At 60.7% G+C, this 14826-nt stretch carries 15 protein-coding genes; 7 read left to right on the top strand and 8 right to left on the bottom strand.

Features of this window, described 5'->3' with window-relative positions:
• Positions 1-42 precede the first annotated feature (42 nt).
• From N645_RS0110340 to N645_RS0110325, 4 genes are all read right to left on the bottom strand, one after another.
• A complete protein-coding gene (locus N645_RS0110340) occupies positions 43-2028 on the bottom strand; it encodes a dynamin family protein (RefSeq protein ID WP_024461437.1) in 1986 nt (661 codons plus the stop codon).
• A gap of 142 nt (positions 2029-2170) precedes the next feature.
• Entirely contained in the window at positions 2171-2761 is a 591-nt protein-coding gene (locus N645_RS0110335) for a YggT family protein (protein ID WP_024461436.1), read from the bottom strand.
• Positions 2762-2802: 41 nt separating this feature from the next.
• Positions 2803-3630, bottom strand: coding sequence for a pyrroline-5-carboxylate reductase (gene proC, locus N645_RS0110330; RefSeq protein WP_024461435.1), 828 nt, complete (start codon positions 3628-3630; stop codon positions 2803-2805).
• Positions 3631-3652: 22 nt separating this feature from the next.
• Positions 3653-4339, bottom strand: a complete 687-nt coding sequence (locus N645_RS0110325; RefSeq protein WP_024461434.1) for a YggS family pyridoxal phosphate-dependent enzyme — start codon at positions 4337-4339, stop codon at positions 3653-3655.
• Between the two features lie 95 nt (positions 4340-4434).
• On the opposite strand from N645_RS0110325, the gene N645_RS0110320 reads away from it, so the two are divergent.
• Both N645_RS0110320 and N645_RS0110315 read left to right on the top strand, forming a co-directional pair.
• Positions 4435-5469 (top strand): type IV pilus twitching motility protein PilT, encoded by a 1035-nt coding sequence (locus N645_RS0110320; RefSeq protein WP_024461433.1) that lies wholly within the window; start codon positions 4435-4437, stop codon positions 5467-5469.
• Positions 5470-5488: 19 nt separating this feature from the next.
• Entirely contained in the window at positions 5489-6634 is a 1146-nt protein-coding gene (locus tag N645_RS0110315; protein ID WP_024461432.1) for a PilT/PilU family type 4a pilus ATPase, read from the top strand.
• Between the two features lie 85 nt (positions 6635-6719).
• Here N645_RS0110315 and ruvX read toward each other — a convergent pair whose 3' ends face one another.
• Genes ruvX through gshB form a run of 4 tightly spaced genes read right to left on the bottom strand, consistent with a single transcriptional unit; the run spans position 6720 to position 9666 of the window.
• Positions 6720-7124 carry a Holliday junction resolvase RuvX gene (gene ruvX / locus N645_RS0110310; RefSeq protein WP_202960786.1) on the bottom strand — a complete coding sequence of 135 codons (405 nt, stop codon included), beginning with the start codon at positions 7122-7124 and terminating at the stop codon, positions 6720-6722.
• A gap of 1 nt (position 7125) precedes the next feature.
• Complete coding sequence (locus N645_RS0110305) at positions 7126-7719, bottom strand: YqgE/AlgH family protein (protein WP_193744967.1); 594 nt, start codon at positions 7717-7719, stop codon at positions 7126-7128.
• A gap of 59 nt (positions 7720-7778) precedes the next feature.
• Positions 7779-8684 (bottom strand): energy transducer TonB, encoded by a 906-nt coding sequence (locus N645_RS0110300; RefSeq protein WP_051174411.1) that lies wholly within the window; start codon positions 8682-8684, stop codon positions 7779-7781.
• A gap of 34 nt (positions 8685-8718) precedes the next feature.
• Positions 8719-9666, bottom strand: a complete 948-nt coding sequence (gene gshB, locus N645_RS0110295) for a glutathione synthase (protein ID WP_024461428.1) — start codon at positions 9664-9666, stop codon at positions 8719-8721.
• 403 nt (positions 9667-10069) lie between these two features.
• Between gshB and pilG the strand changes: the two genes are divergently transcribed.
• The 5 genes from pilG to N645_RS0110270 all read left to right on the top strand — a co-directional run bounded on the left by pilG (position 10070) and on the right by N645_RS0110270 (position 14821).
• Complete coding sequence (gene pilG / locus N645_RS0110290; protein WP_024461427.1) at positions 10070-10465, top strand: twitching motility response regulator PilG; 396 nt, start codon at positions 10070-10072, stop codon at positions 10463-10465.
• 116 nt (positions 10466-10581) lie between these two features.
• The gene (gene pilH, locus N645_RS0110285) at positions 10582-10944 is read left to right on the top strand and encodes a twitching motility response regulator PilH (RefSeq protein ID WP_024461426.1); all 363 of its coding nucleotides are present in this window, start codon (positions 10582-10584) and stop codon (positions 10942-10944) included.
• A gap of 36 nt (positions 10945-10980) precedes the next feature.
• A complete protein-coding gene (locus N645_RS0110280) occupies positions 10981-11523 on the top strand; it encodes a chemotaxis protein CheW (protein ID WP_024461425.1) in 543 nt (180 codons plus the stop codon).
• A gap of 111 nt (positions 11524-11634) precedes the next feature.
• On the top strand, positions 11635-13899 hold the full coding sequence (locus N645_RS0110275; RefSeq protein WP_024461424.1) for a methyl-accepting chemotaxis protein: 2265 nt from the start codon (positions 11635-11637) through the stop codon (positions 13897-13899).
• 58 nt (positions 13900-13957) lie between these two features.
• Complete coding sequence (locus tag N645_RS0110270; RefSeq protein WP_024461423.1) at positions 13958-14821, top strand: protein-glutamate O-methyltransferase CheR; 864 nt, start codon at positions 13958-13960, stop codon at positions 14819-14821.
• Positions 14822-14826 lie beyond the last annotated feature (5 nt).

Raw genomic sequence — 14826 nt, 5'->3', positions numbered from 1 at the left:
TCTAAGGTTGCGCCGGGAATGCTGCAAGCGATGCGGCCCGGATCAGGGGGCGGTCTGAGCCGCGCGGGGGCGGTGCAGGGGAACCACCGTGGCCTGATGCTCCGGTTGATTCATGGCCGGTTGGGTCTGCTCGCGTACCGCCTGAAGGTCTGCCAGGGCGCGCTCCATCTGGTCGATATTGTCGCGCAGGGTGTTCACCTGTTGAGCCTGGTCCTGTTGTTCCCGGCGCATGCGGGTCAGGCGCAACATGTGGTGTTCGAGCAACTGCCGTTGGTACTGGTTGCGCTGAAACAGCGGCACCAGGGCCTGCTTCAGCCAGTGATCAATGATGTTGTACAACTGATGCCACAGCGTCCGGGCCTCCTGAACGAGGGTGCTGACAAAACGCTGAATCAGTGGCCCCTTGAGGCTCAGCAGGCTGTCCAGCGAGGCGCGGAACTGGTCGGCCTGATGGTGCAGCTGGCGCAACTGCCGGCGTTGGTCCGCGAGGTCCAGCCGATAGTTGGCCGGGGTCTGGTCGGCGTCAATGGCATGCTCGGGGCGCTGGTAAATGGAGTCCAGTACCCGGTTGGTGCGCTCCACTTCCCGCTCCAGGTGGCCCATCTGGTGGTCCAGCCAATCGAACAGGTGGGCCATGGAGCGGGACAACCCCAGGGTGGTCCAGCTGTTGGTCAGTTTCTGGCGGGTGTGGTCGATTTCCCGGGCCAGTCGCTCCGGACTGATGACCTGGATGAGGGACGGTCGCTGCTTGTCCAGCAGCATCTGACTGGTGCGCAGCGACAGGGACTGTTTGTGGTATTGGCGATGCTTCTGGCGGATGGCCTCGCGCCGCTCGTTGAGCAGGGCATCGCTCTGCGCCCGGTCGCCGGTGCGAATCAGCAGCAGCTCCTGTTGGGCGTCTGCGATCCGGCCCTTGAGGCTGTGAAAGACGTTGTCGATCATGCTCTGGCTGTCGGTGATCAGGCGCTGGCCGGCCAGTTGCTGACGACTGCGGGCCACCGTCTCCCCCAGGGCCTTTTCCAGTTGACCAAAACCGCTGCGCTCAAGACGCTCGGCGTCGTCGTGGGCGCGGGCCAGCAGTGCCTGCTTGGCCGACAGGGGCAGCACCTGTTCGGGCTCCAGGGCCAATTGGCGGGCGGTCAGTTGGCGGAGTTGCTCCACCGCCTGGGCCACCTGCTCCGGTGGCTGAAGATCATCCCACAGACTGTCGACCTTGTTGAGCAGGGTCAGCACGGCGCTGCCGCGCTGCTGGCGAAGCCCCTGAATATGGTCGCGCCACAGGGTCATGTCGCTGGCGGTCAGACCGGCGTCGGCCGACAGCAGAAACACGATGGCCTGGGCCTGGGGCAGCACCTTGAGAGTCAGTTCGGGTTCGTTGCCCAGGGCATTGAGCCCCGGAGTGTCGATGATCCGCAGGCCGCGGCGCAGCAGCGGGTGATCAAGGCTGATCATGGCGTGGCGCCAGCGAGGGATGGCCACCTGTCCCTGGTCGTTGCGCTCACTGTTTTCATCGGGACAGAAACCGAGTGCCCGGGCCTCATCGTCGCTGACCCAGTGGCTGGCGGAGACCTGATCGAGGGTGGCGCGCAGCGTTTCCGGTGTCTTGGGGTCCAGGGGCAGGGTCACCCAATTGCGGGGAATCCGTTTGAAACGCTCCAGACTGGCCTGGCTGCGCCGGGTTTCGATCGGCAGAAGGCGCAGGCAGTTGGGCCGGTCCGGATCGCAGTATATTTCGGTGGGGCACATGGTGGTGCGGCCCGGGTGGGAGGGCAGAATCCGCTGCTTGCGCTCGTCCATCAACAGGGCGTTGATCAGCTCGGTTTTGCCCCGGGAGAACTCCCCGACGCAGACCAGGGTGAAATCATTGCTGCCCAGTAACTGGCGGGCCTGAACCAGGCATTGACGCACCTCATCGCTGACCAGTCCGTGGGTCTGGACCCAGTGTTCAAAGCGACGCAGCCGCTGGCTCAGATCCTGACGCCAGAGGTGGTAGTGACTCATGTGACGGTACAGCGCTCGGGTGTCCATAGTGGCCCTGTGTCCTGAGTGGTTTTGAGTGTTGGTGTTATGGGCCGGTATTGGACTACGTCCGGGTACTCGATACCAAGGAGATTTGGTCTGAGCGGCTGATCGCGCGGACAAGCGGTTGTCCGCGGCGATAGCTGTTGGCTTACATGCCGATGACCAGGCCTCCGGGCATGCCCACGCTCTGCCCCAGTGCGGGCACCAGGTAGCGATTGAGGATGTGCAGCACCATGAAGGCAAAAATTGGGGTGATGTCGATGCCGCCGAGCGGGGGAATCAGTTTCTGGAAGGGGGCCATGACCGGAGCCACCAACTGGCGCACCAGAATCAGAGCCGGATGCTGACTGAAGGGGGCCACCCAACTGGCGATGATGGAGATGATCAGGCACCAGAAGTAGATCGACAGGACCACAGACAGAAGACCGATGGCGGACCAGGCGATGGTGTAGAGCGGGTTGAGAAAACCGAGACCGGCGATGACCAGTACCAACTGGATCAATAACCACTGAACCGCCAGCGCCAATACCAGCGCCGCCAGATCAACGCCGAAAAAACCGGGAATCACCTTGCGCAGGGGCATCAGCAGTGGGTTGGTGGCCTTGGCCACGAACTGGGAAATGGGGTTGTAAAAATCCGCCCGCACCATCTGGAACAGGAAGCGCAGGATCACCAGCATCAGGTACAGCGAGCCCAGGGTGCGAATGATGTAAATGGCAATTTCAGCCGAGGTGGACATGGTGTTTCCTCTTGTCGGTCGGGTTCCGCGGTGCGGGTCGGTTACTGTCCCAGGGCCTTGGCCAGGCTGACCGAGCGCTCGGCGCAGGCGGTCATGGCGCGCTGGAAGGTGTCGCGCAGGCCGTCGCGTTCGAATGATTCAATGGCGGCTTCGGTGGTGCCGCCCGGCGACATGACCCGACGACGCAGCTCGTCCACACCCACATCGCTGGTGCGGGCCAGGGTGGCGGCGCCCAGGGCGGTCTGCAGAGTCAGCTCGGTGGCGGCCTCCCGGGACAATCCCTGCTGGACGCCGGCGTCGATCATGGCCTCCATGACCAGGAAAAAGTAGGCGGGGCCGGAGCCGGAGACGGCGGTCACCGCATCCATCAGTTGCTCGTCTTCCAGCCATTGAACCGTCCCGACGGCGCCCAGAATCTGCTCCGCCTGCTCGCGTTGAGCGTCGCTGGTATGGCGGTTCGCATGCAGGCCGCTGGCCCCGGTTTTGACCAGGGCCGGCGTGTTGGGCATGCAGCGCACGATCGCCTGGTCCTCGCCCAGCCAGCGACTCAGGCTGGCCCCGTCAATCCCGGCGGCGATGGAAATCAGCAGGGGATGATGAGTCAGGCTCGGGCGCAGGGCTTCGGTGACGGATTTCATCACCTGGGGTTTGACTGCGAGCACCACCACCTCGGCCCACTCGGCCACCGCGGCATTGTCGCCCGTGCCGATGCCGAAGTCGCGGCTGAGCTGTTCCAGGGCGTCGCGGTTCAGGTCACTGGCCCGGATGCGCTCGGCGGGATAGCCTTCCTGCACCAGGCCGCCAATGATGCTGCGGGCCATATTGCCGGCGCCGATAAAGGCCAGCTGGGGGTGTTGGGTGTTGCTCATAATCATTCCTGTTGGTTCGGTATTAGCTTCGAGGGCCAAAAATATCGGTGCCGACCCGTACCAGGGTGGCGCCCTCGGCGACCGCCGCTTCGAGGTCCGCGGACATGCCCATGGACAGGGTATCCAGCGCGAGCCCCTGGGCCCGCAGGTCCTCCAGTGCTTGCCGCAGTCGAGCCAGGCTGGCGCGCTGGGCCGCCTGCTCCTCCCGTGGAGCGGGGATCGCCATCAGGCCCCGCAAGCTCAGATTGGGTAGCTGGCTCACCTTCCGTGCCAGGTCCGGCAGTTCCTGCAGGCTGACTCCGGCCTTGCTGTCTTCCGCATCGAGGTTCACCTGCAGGCAGACATTCAGATGACCGAGCGGGGTGGGACGCTGGTCGTTCAGGCGCTGGGCAATCTTGAGCCGGTCAACGCTGTGCACCCAATCAAAATGCTCGGCGATATCCCGGGTCTTGTTGGACTGAATCGGGCCGATAAAATGCCACTCGATGTCGGGTAGGTGTGCCAGGGCTTCCTGTTTGCTCAGGGCTTCCTGCAGATAATTTTCACCGAAGCGACGCTGCCCGGCATGGTATGCGGCCTCCAGCGCCTCGGCGGGCTGGGTTTTGCTGACTGCGACCAGCTTCACAAACTGGGGGTGACGACCGGCGGCTTCGGCGGCCGCAGTCAGGCGGGCGGTGACATTGTGGAGCTTCTCGTCTATCTTTGGCATATCTGTCCCGGTGGGGGTTGTCGGCCTGAGCGCTCCTGTCGCGCCCGGCCCCTCAGTGGCCACTGAAACCACAGAAACACAAACAAGGTAGCAGTATGGATATTACGGAACTTCTGGCCTTTAGCGCTAAACAGGGCGCTTCAGACTTGCACCTCTCCGCGGGCCTGCCCCCCATGATCCGGGTGGACGGCGATGTGCGGCGGATCAACCTGCCTCCGATGGAGCACAAGCAGGTGCATAGTTTGATCTACGAAATAATGAATGACAAGCAGCGCAAGGACTTTGAAGAGTTCCTGGAAACCGACTTCTCCTTTGAGGTGCCCGGCGTGGCCCGCTTCCGGGTGAACGCCTTCAATCAGAACCGCGGTGCCGGCGCGGTGTTCCGGACCATTCCCTCCAAAGTGTTGACCATGGAAGAGCTGGGTATGGGCAGTGTGTTCCGCGATATCTGTGCGGTGCCCCGGGGGCTGGTGTTGGTGACCGGCCCGACCGGTTCGGGCAAGTCCACCACGCTGGCGGCGATGATGGATTACATCAACGACAACAAATACGAACATATTCTGACCATCGAAGATCCGATCGAATTTGTGCACGAAAGTAAAAAGTGTCTGGTCAACCAGCGTGAAGTACACCGGGACACCCACGGCTTTTCGGAAGCGCTTCGCTCGGCGCTGCGGGAAGACCCGGACATCATTCTGGTGGGCGAACTTCGGGACCTGGAAACCATCCGCCTGGCACTGACCGCGGCGGAAACCGGTCACCTGGTATTCGGCACCCTGCACACCACCTCGGCGGCCAAGACCATTGACCGGGTGGTGGACGTGTTTCCGGCCAACGAGAAGGCCATGGTCCGTTCCATGTTGTCCGAGTCGTTGCAGGCGGTCATCTCTCAGACGCTGCTCAAGAAAAACGGCGGCGGCCGGGTGGCGGCCCACGAAATCATGCGCGGCACTTCCGCCATCCGCAACCTGATCCGCGAAGACAAGGTGGCGCAGATGTACTCGGCCATTCAGACCGGGGCTTCCCTGGGCATGCAGACCATGGACCAGTGCCTGGCCGATCTGGTGGCGCGGCGATTGGTCAATCGCGACGTGGCCCGGGAAAAAGCCAAGATGCCGGAAAACTTCTAGATAATGACGGGACACCGCTATGGATTTTGATCGCTTATTGTCGCTGATGGTCGAGAAAGGGGCCTCAGATCTTTTCATTACCGCCGGCGTACCGCCGTCCATCAAGGTGAACGGCAAGCTGGTTCCCGCCACCGCCTCGCCGCTGGCGCCGGAGAAGGCCCGGGAAGTGGTGCTGGGGGTCATGAACGAGAAGCAGCGCCGGGAATTTCTCGAGCAGAAAGAGCTCAACTTTGCCATCAGCGCCCGGGGTATAGGCCGCTTCCGGGCGAGCGCGTTCTATCAGCGCAACCTGGCGGGCATGGTGCTGCGCCGCATTGAAACCACCATCCCGGAAATTGATGACCTGGGCCTGCCGGACATCATCAAGGATCTGGCCATGACCAAACGGGGGCTGATCCTCTTTGTGGGGGCGACCGGTACCGGTAAGTCCACCTCGCTCGCCTCGATGATCGGCCACCGCAATCGCAACAGCAAAGGGCATATCATTTCCATCGAAGACCCGATCGAATTCATTCATCAGCATCAGGGCTGCATCATCACCCAGCGGGAAGTGGGCATTGATACCGAGTCCTTCGAGACCGCGCTGAAGAACACGCTGCGTCAGGCGCCGGACGTGATTCTGATTGGTGAGGTCCGTACCCGGGAAACCATGGAGCACGCGATTGCGTTTGCCGAAACCGGCCACCTGTGTCTGGCGACCCTGCACGCCAACAATGCCAACCAGGCGCTGGACCGGATCATCCACTTTTTCCCGGCGGACCGGCACCGGCAGTTGTGGATGGACCTGTCCCTGAATCTGCGCGGTATCGTGGCTCAGCAGTTGATCCCGACACCGGATGGTCAGGGCCGTCGGGCCTGTCTGGAAGTGCTGCTGAATACGCCGTTGGCGTCGGATCTGATTCGCAAAGGCGAAGTCAGCGAGCTGAAAGAGTTGATGAAAAAATCCACCGAACTGGGGATGCAGACTTTCGATCAGGCGCTGTACGAGCTGTACGATGCCGGGGAAATCACCTACGAGGACGCTCTGGCCCATGCCGATTCGCCCAACGACCTGCGGTTGTTGATCAAGCTCGGTTCGGAAACGGATGCCGCTTACCTGTCGCATGCCGCCGACGAGCTGTCGATTGAAGACGATGGCTCCGAAGATCGGGGACGGGTGTTTTAAACGCCCGCTAACGGTTTAAGAAGCCCTTAGCGATTTAGAAAGCCTTTAGCGGTTTTTGGGAAGGCCTTAACGGTATAGAGAGCCCTTAACGGTTGAGATAGGTTTCCACGATCAGGCGCGCGGCGATGGAGTCCACGGGGTTTTTGCCATAATCCCGGGAGCCGCCGCGGGCCATGACCTCGCCCTTGGCTTCGAAGCTCGACAGGCGCTCGTCGACCATTTCCACCGCCACACCAAACCGACCGTGAATCCGGTTGGCAAATTTGCGTGCCCGGGCGGACAGCTCGCTTTCGGTACCATCCATATTCAGCGGCAAACCCACCAGTACCAGCTCCGGTTGCCACTCCCGGAGCAGGGCTTCCACTTCGGACCAGTCGGGTACGCCATCGCGGGCTCTTAACGGGGGCTGGGGCGTGGCGGTGCCGGTCAGCGTCTGGCCGGTGGCCGTCCCGATATTCTTCAGGCCGTAATCGAAACCCAGTAACTGCACGTCAGGCGTGGCCGGCGGTGGCGGAAATCAGGTTGAGGTCGAACCCCAGATGGTTCGCGGCGGCGGCCCAGCGTTGTTCGCTGGGCGTGTGGAACAGGATGTGGCGATCGGCGGGCATGGTCAGCCAGGCGTTGGCGGCAATTTCGTCCTCCAGCTGTCCAGCTTCCCAGCCGGCATAGCCGAGAGCGATGATGAAGTTCTCGGGTCCGCGCCCCTCGGCCAGGGCCTCGAGGATGTCTCTGGAGGCGCTGAGGCTGACATCGTCGGCCACCGAGAGGGTCGACTGCCAGCGGCTGGTATCGTTGTGGACCACAAAGCCGCGCTCTACCTGAACCGGGCCTCCGGCCAGCACAGTGCGGTCGCCGAGGTGCTGCTCATCCCCCAGCTCCAATTGGCTGAAGATATCGCCCAACGTCAGGGGCATGGCGTTATTGAGTACCAGCCCCATGGCGCCCTCGTCGCTGTGCTCACAGATGTAGGTGATGCTGTGCGCAAAGTTGCGATCGAGCATGCCGGGCATGGCGATCAGGAAGTGGTCGCGCAGGCTGCCGGCGGTCAGGGCTTTTTCAGTGTCTGCAGGGCTTTTTTCGTTCATACCTGAATTATGGGGGAAACCACTGGGAAAACAAGCGCGCGGACCAAGAAAATCTGCGGCTAGTCCGCGGAGGTTGAAAGCCCGGCGATTTCGAAATTCCAGGTGCGGATGATTTCCAGGCGATCGTATTCCTGGCGAATTTCCGGTGGGAAACTGTTGAAGGGGGCGGCGAGGTGCACGATCTGCACCGCGGCCTGGTCCAGTAATCGGTGGCCGGAGGAGTGCAGCACTTCGACCTCGTGAATGGTGCCATCCGGGTTGATGGCGACGGACAGGCGCAGGCTGCCGGTGATCCGGCGGTTGAGCGCTTCCTGGGGGTAGTGGCGGTTGCCGGTGCGCTCGATCTTTTGTCCCCACTCGTGCAGGTAGCGCGCGTCGAAGGCAGCGCGGGTGGCGACCGAGGTGAGGCGCCGGATGCGCGGACGCTTGGCGTACTCCTGGCGCTGACGATCCAGCTTGGCCTGCAGACTGGCAATTTCCTGGCTCAGCATCGGCTGCTCTTCAACCTGGCCTTCGCGCTGTTCCTGCTGCTCCTGAGGGTCGGCATCTTCCGGGCTGGGCTGCTGGCGCTCCGCTCGGCTGGTGGTGGTCACAACGGCGTCATCCCGTCGCTCTCGGGCGGTGCTGGCCTGAATCTGTGGGGTGGGGTTGATGTCCCGCACCTGGGTGTCGGCAAACTCCGCTTCCTGCTCGGTGGTGAGCTGGCGTGCCTGCTCTTCGGTGCCGCTGGCCTGTTGGTTGTGCTGTGCCAGGTAATCCGCCTCTTCCGGAGCCCGACTATCCTGGTGGTTGGCCAGGGTCACATCCAGAGTGGGAGCGGCCTGACCGCGCTCGGGCAGGGTGAAAGACACCCCGAAGATCAGAAGCGCATGGACGGCCAGGGCCAGAAACAGGGTAAAGCTCAGCCGATCACCCGTATCCACGGTGTTGTCGGGGAGCGTGTCCTCGGGGCGGTTTTGACTCATAGTAATGGTACGGCAGCTCGTTCAGCAGTAGCGATCAGGGCAGGCGTCGCTCAATAGCGTCCATCAGTCGGGCCCCGATCCGGGTGTCAAACGCCTTGTCAATCTCCCGCACGCAGGTCGGGCTGGTGACATTGATCTCGGTCAGGTAGTCGCCGATGACGTCCAGTCCGACAAAGAGTAACCCTTTTTCCCTGAGCGTGGGTGCAACCTGCGCCACAATCCAGCGATCCCGGTCGGTCAGGGGTTGGGCAACGCCCCGCCCGCCGGCGGCCAGGTTGCCTCGGGTTTCGCCGCTCGCGGGGATTCGTGCCAGGCTGTAGGGCACGGCTTCGCCGTCAACCACCAGAATGCGCTTGTCGCCCTGGGTGATAGCCGGCAGGTAGCGCTGAGCCATCACCATCTGGGTGCCAAAATCGGTGAGGGTCTCCAGAATCACACTGACGTTGGGATCATCGGCTTTGCAGCGGAAAATACGGCTGCCGCCCATGCCATCCAGAGGCTTGAAAATGACGTCTTCCTGATCCCGGTGGAATTGGCGCAACCGTGCCGGGTCCCGGCTCACTATCAGGGGCGGGCAGCACTGGGGGAATTGGGTGGCGAAGATCTTCTCGTTACAGTCACGCAGGCTCTGAGGGTCGTTGACCACCAGGCTACCCTCGCGCTGGGCGGCTTCCAGAATGTAGGTGCTGTAGGTGAACTCGTTATCAAAGGGCGGGTCCTTGCGCATCAGCAAGACATCCAGCTCCCCCAGGGGGCGGTCTTGCCGGGGCCCGAGCTCAAACCAGTGGTTCTCGTCGTCCATTACCAGTAGCGGTCGGGTGCTTGCACGAGCCTGTCCCTTGTCCAGGTAGAGATCGGACTGCTCCATGTAATGAAGGTCCCAGCCGCGCTCCTGGGCCGCCAGCAGCAGGGCCAGGGTGGTGTCCTTATAGAAGGTAATCTGGTCGATGGGGTCCATGATCACGCCGAGAGAGAGGGTCATACAAACGTTTTCCGGATTGAGTGGGAGGGGTGGCCGTGTTGCCGCCTGCCGTTTTGCGCGCTAAAGTTAAGCCCTCGGGCGGTAGAACGCAAGCTCGGCCGCTGAATGTCACAGTATTGGTTAGGGCGCGGGCTGTCGCCAAAATAAGACTAAAGCATAATAAATCGGGTTCACTAACGAAAATCTTATATATTCAGTTGGTTATAGATATACCTTAAAAACTGTGTTAAAAGTTCGTTTTAACTGTACCACCTGCTCACGTGAAGCGCTTATCCCGGCTGGCGGGTGCATTGTGTGACTTACGTCACAAAAACGTGGCAAACATAACAACGACTGCAGTGCTGAACCGTCCGATAGCCTCGGGCGTGTAGGCGATGCGGCAACGAGGCTAAGGTCAGAAAGTATGGACGTAAGTTTGGAAAGCCTGAAAGTCATGGTGATCGACGACAGTAAGACGATCCGTCGAACCGCCGAAACCCTGCTCAAAAAAGCCGGCTGCACGGTGGTGACGGCGACGGATGGTTTTGATGCTCTGGCCAAAATCGCCGACACCCGCCCGGACATCATTTTCGTCGACATCATGATGCCTCGTCTGGATGGCTATCAGACCTGCGCACTGATCAAAAATAACAGCGACTTCAAGCGCACCCCGGTGATCATGCTCTCCAGTAAGGACGGTCTGTTCGACAAGGCCAAAGGCCGTATTGTCGGTTCGGATCAGTACCTGACCAAGCCATTCAGTAAAAGTGAGCTGTTGGGCGCCATCGAAGCGCATGTGAAGCAAGCCGAAGCATCCTGAATACCTGGCGCCACAGCTGCGCTGACGATCTCGGGCGAGGCGGCGCCATCGGTACGGCATCGCCTGAATAACGACAACAATGTAATTTATAACTGACTCATCAATTTGGGGATACTATGGCCAGAGTACTTATCATCGACGACTCTCCCACCGAAATTTACAAATTGAGCTCCATGCTGGAAAAGCAGGGCCACGAAGCCCTGACGGCAGAAACCGGTGAAGCCGGTATCTCCCTGGCCAAGAAAGAGCTGCCCGATGTGGTGTTGATGGATATTGTCATGCCCGGACTGAACGGGTTCCAGGCCACCCGCCAGCTCACCAAAGCACCGGAAACTGCCCACATCCCGGTTATTATCGTGACCACCAAAGACCAGCAGACCGACCGGGTCTGGGGTATGCGCCAGGGCGCGCGGGACTTTCTGGTCAAGCCGGTGACCGCGGAGACCCTCAACGCCGCCATCGCCAAAGTGACTCAGTAAGAAGGATGACCGGACACAACGAGACAGGCGGTAACCATGTCTGATTCCCAGACAGCCTTTGACTCCCTGGTAGACTTGGCCCAACGCAGTCGCAGTGCGGCGCGGGGTCTGCCGGCACAACTCGATATCCGCCCCCACTGGAGTGGCATCGGGTTCATGTTGATGGGGCAGCGCTTTGCCGTACCGATGGGCGAAATTTCGGAAATGCTGGAGATCCCACCTTATACCCACCTTCCCGGCGTTCAGTCCTGGGTGCGCGGTGTCGCCAACGTTCGCGGCCGCTTGCTGCCGCTGTTTGATCTCGCAGCATTCTTCGGGGCCCAGTTGAGCGGAGGACGCAAGCAGCGGCGGGTGTTGGTGCTGGAGACCGAGGCTCTGTACAGCGGGTTGATGGTGGATCAGGTATTTGGCATGCAGCATTTCCCCACGGATGAATATCAGGCCGAGTCCGGCCCCGTCGATGCGGTTATCCAGCCCTTCACCGAGGGCAGCTTTGAACATAACGGACAGCGCTGGACCGTCTTTCGCCCGGCGTTTCTGGCGCAGGATCCGCGCTTTATCAATGCCGCCCGCAGCTAGTTGACCGGGGGCGGTCATCAGGGTTGTCCGAGGTCAATGAGTCCCGGTCGATCATAATTATCACAATCAGGAACAACAATAAGGCGTCACGTCACCTTCAGGAGTGCTTACATGAAAACCGAGTCCAGAAACCTGTTTGCCAACGTCCGGGCGAACCCGGCGATGGTTGTACTGGTGGTCTTGCTGATCGGCTTTCTGGTTTTGATCCCCGTCACCTACGTCATGGTGCAGCAGGGCTTGGAACGAGACCAGGAATACCTGCAGCAGGCCGCTGAATTGCGCGCCCAGTCCTACCGCCTGACGGCCCTGTCACGGGACGCCATTGAAGGTGATGAAGAAGCGTTTGATGAGCTGGGACAGGTCGTCTCGACCATGGGGGCCACCTGGGAATCGCTGCGCTCCAGTGACCCGCGCACCCGCTCGCAGTTGAGTCGCGAGTTCAACGCCTACGCCCAGGTCTGGAATAGTGTCCGGGAAAACGCCAATACCATTCTGACCAACCGCGATACCATTGTCTTCCTGAACGAAGTAGGTCGGACTCTGAACGACTCGCTGCCAGAGCTTCAGGCGGAGCACAACAATATCGTGGAAATCCTGCTTGAAAATGACGCGCCGCCGGAGCAGGTGTCTCAGGCGCAGATGCAGAGCTGGCGTGCCGAGCGTATCGGTCGAAATGTGGACAAAATGCTTCGTGGTGACGCCGACGCCTCGCGTGCGGCGGATCAGTTCAATCTGGATGCCAACATCTACGGCCGGGTACTGACGGCGATGCAGGAAGGTGATGTGGCCATGCGCATCACCCAGATTACCGATGAAGAGGCGCAGGAGTCGCTGGCCGAGATCGCCTCGCTGTTCGATTTTGTTAACAGCTCGATTCAGGAAATTTTCGAAGGCTCTCCCGCCCTGCTCGACGCCCTGCAGGCCAACGAAGCGCTGCTCGACAGCACTCCGATGTTGCTTGAAACGGTTTCTGATATTTCGGACCGGATTGCCGAACAGGCACCGCTGCGTCAGCCCAACAACCTGACCATTCTGGCCCTGGCCATTGCGGCGGCCTTGTGCTTGGCGGTCATCGGTATTCTGCTGCTGCGCAGCACCCGTCGCCGTCTGAGTGAAACTGCCGAAACCAACGAGCGTAACCAGAACGCGATTCTGCGCCTGCTGGACGAATTGGCCGACCTGGCCGACGGTGACCTGACCACCACCGCCACGGTAACCGAGGACTTCACCGGCGCGATTGCCGACTCGATCAACTTCACGATTGACCAGCTGCGGATCCTGGTGGCCCGAATCAACGAAACGGCGGTGAACGTATCCGCCGCGGCCCAGGAAACCCAGCAGACCGCTCTGCATCTGGCCGAAGCTTCCGAACACCAGGCCCAGGAAATCGCCGGCGCCTCGGCGGCGGTAAACGAGATGGCGGTGACCATTGACCAGGTATCCGCCAACGCCGCCGAATCGGCCGCGGTAGCGGAGCGAGCGGTATCCATTGCGACCAACGGCGCCAAGGTGGTACAGAACACCATCAACGGTATGGACACCATTCGCGAGCAGATTCAGGATACCTCGAAGCGGATCAAGCGACTGGGTGAATCCTCCCAGGAGATTGGTGACATCGTATCGTTGATTAACGACATTGCCGACCAGACCAACATTCTGGCTTTGAACGCCGCGATTCAGGCCTCTATGGCCGGTGACGCGGGCCGCGGCTTCGCGGTGGTTGCGGACGAAGTGCAGCGACTGGCGGAACGTTCAGCCGCTGCGACCAAGCAGATTGAAGCCCTGGTTAAAACCATTCAGAACGATACCAACGAAGCGGTTATCTCGATGGAGCAGACCACTTCGGAAGTGGTCCGCGGTGCTCGCCTGGCGCAGGACGCCGGTGTGGCTCTGGAAGAGATTGAGACGGTATCCAACAACCTGGCGGAATTGATCCAGAACATTTCGAACGCTGCCCGTCAGCAGGCCTCTTCGGCCGGCCACATCTCCAACACGATGAACGTGATTCAGGAAATTACCACCCAGACCTCCGCCGGTACCAGCGCGACTGCCCAGTCGATTGGTAATCTGGCTGAGATGGCGCTGGATCTGCGCGAATCGGTGGCCGGTTTCAAACTGCCGGAGGAAGAGTCGGACGAGGCGCCCATCGGGTATCGCGAAAGTGCACCGGCGGCCCAGAGCGATGACGATGCGTTTGCAGATCTGAACGATGAGGCGGACAGCATTGAGAGCTTCGATTTCCCGGAAGAAGGTGAAAGCCTGGCGGACGTCGATGAATCCGACGTTATCGAGCTGGATGATCAGGTGTTGCCGGACGATGAGGGCGACTCGGAAGATCGTCACGAGAAGCCCCGTTCCGATCGCGAACTGGTGTAATCACTAGCACCGCCCGGTCGTGTCCCGGGCGGTGGCACTCAAAGCCTAGAGAAACCTTATGGTTTGGTCCCTGCAAGCGCCGACTGACTTGTCCGAAAGCCAGTTTGTTCAATGGAGCAAACTGCTGGAGGAGCGCACGGGTATTCAACTGTCGACCCAGCAGAAAACCCTGCTGCAGTCGCAGGTGGCCATCCGTATGCGTGAGCTGGGCTGCGAGGATTACAACCAGTACTTTCACGATGTCACGGACGGCCTGACCGGCCTGATGGAATGGTCCGTTCTGGTGGACCGGCTTACGGTCAAAGAAACCAGTTTTTTCCGGCACCGCCCCTCCCTGGAATACGTGCGCCGGTTTCTGCAGCACCGGATCGATAATCGCCAATTGGATAACAGCTTCGATATCTGGAGCGTGGGCTGTGCCAGCGGTGAGGAACCCTACTCATTGGCGATGGTCGCCAATGACTGTTTCGAGCTGGCCAACCTCGCCCCCTATTACGGCATTACCGCCACAGACATCAGCCAGTCGGCACTCAATCAGGCCCGTCGGGCGCGTTACCCACAGCGTAAGCTTGAGCCACTGTACCCCGAGGAAGTTCAGCGTTATCTGACGCGAACGGATGACGGACAATTCGAGGTGGCCGGAAAGTTGCGTGATCGTGTCTGTTTCAGTCAGGGCAATATCACCCGCATCCGGACCATGCCCGTGATCAAAATGGACGTCATTTTCTGTCAGAACCTGCTGGTCTACTTCCGTCGCTGGTTGCGGCGGGACATCCTCAACGCGTTTGCGGACCGCCTCAAGCCGGGCGGCGTGTTGATTATCGGACTGGGGGAAGCCGTGGACTGGGAACACCCGGAACTGCGCCGCGTGGTAGGCGATGAAGTGCAAGCCTATGTTCGCGAAGAGCGACAAAAACAATGAGGAAT

The sequence above is a fragment of the Marinimicrobium sp. LS-A18 genome (assembly GCF_000463525.1).
Classification (GTDB): domain Bacteria; phylum Pseudomonadota; class Gammaproteobacteria; order Pseudomonadales; family Cellvibrionaceae; genus Marinimicrobium; species Marinimicrobium koreense.
This window is presented reverse-complemented; position numbering and strand designations above follow the sequence as displayed.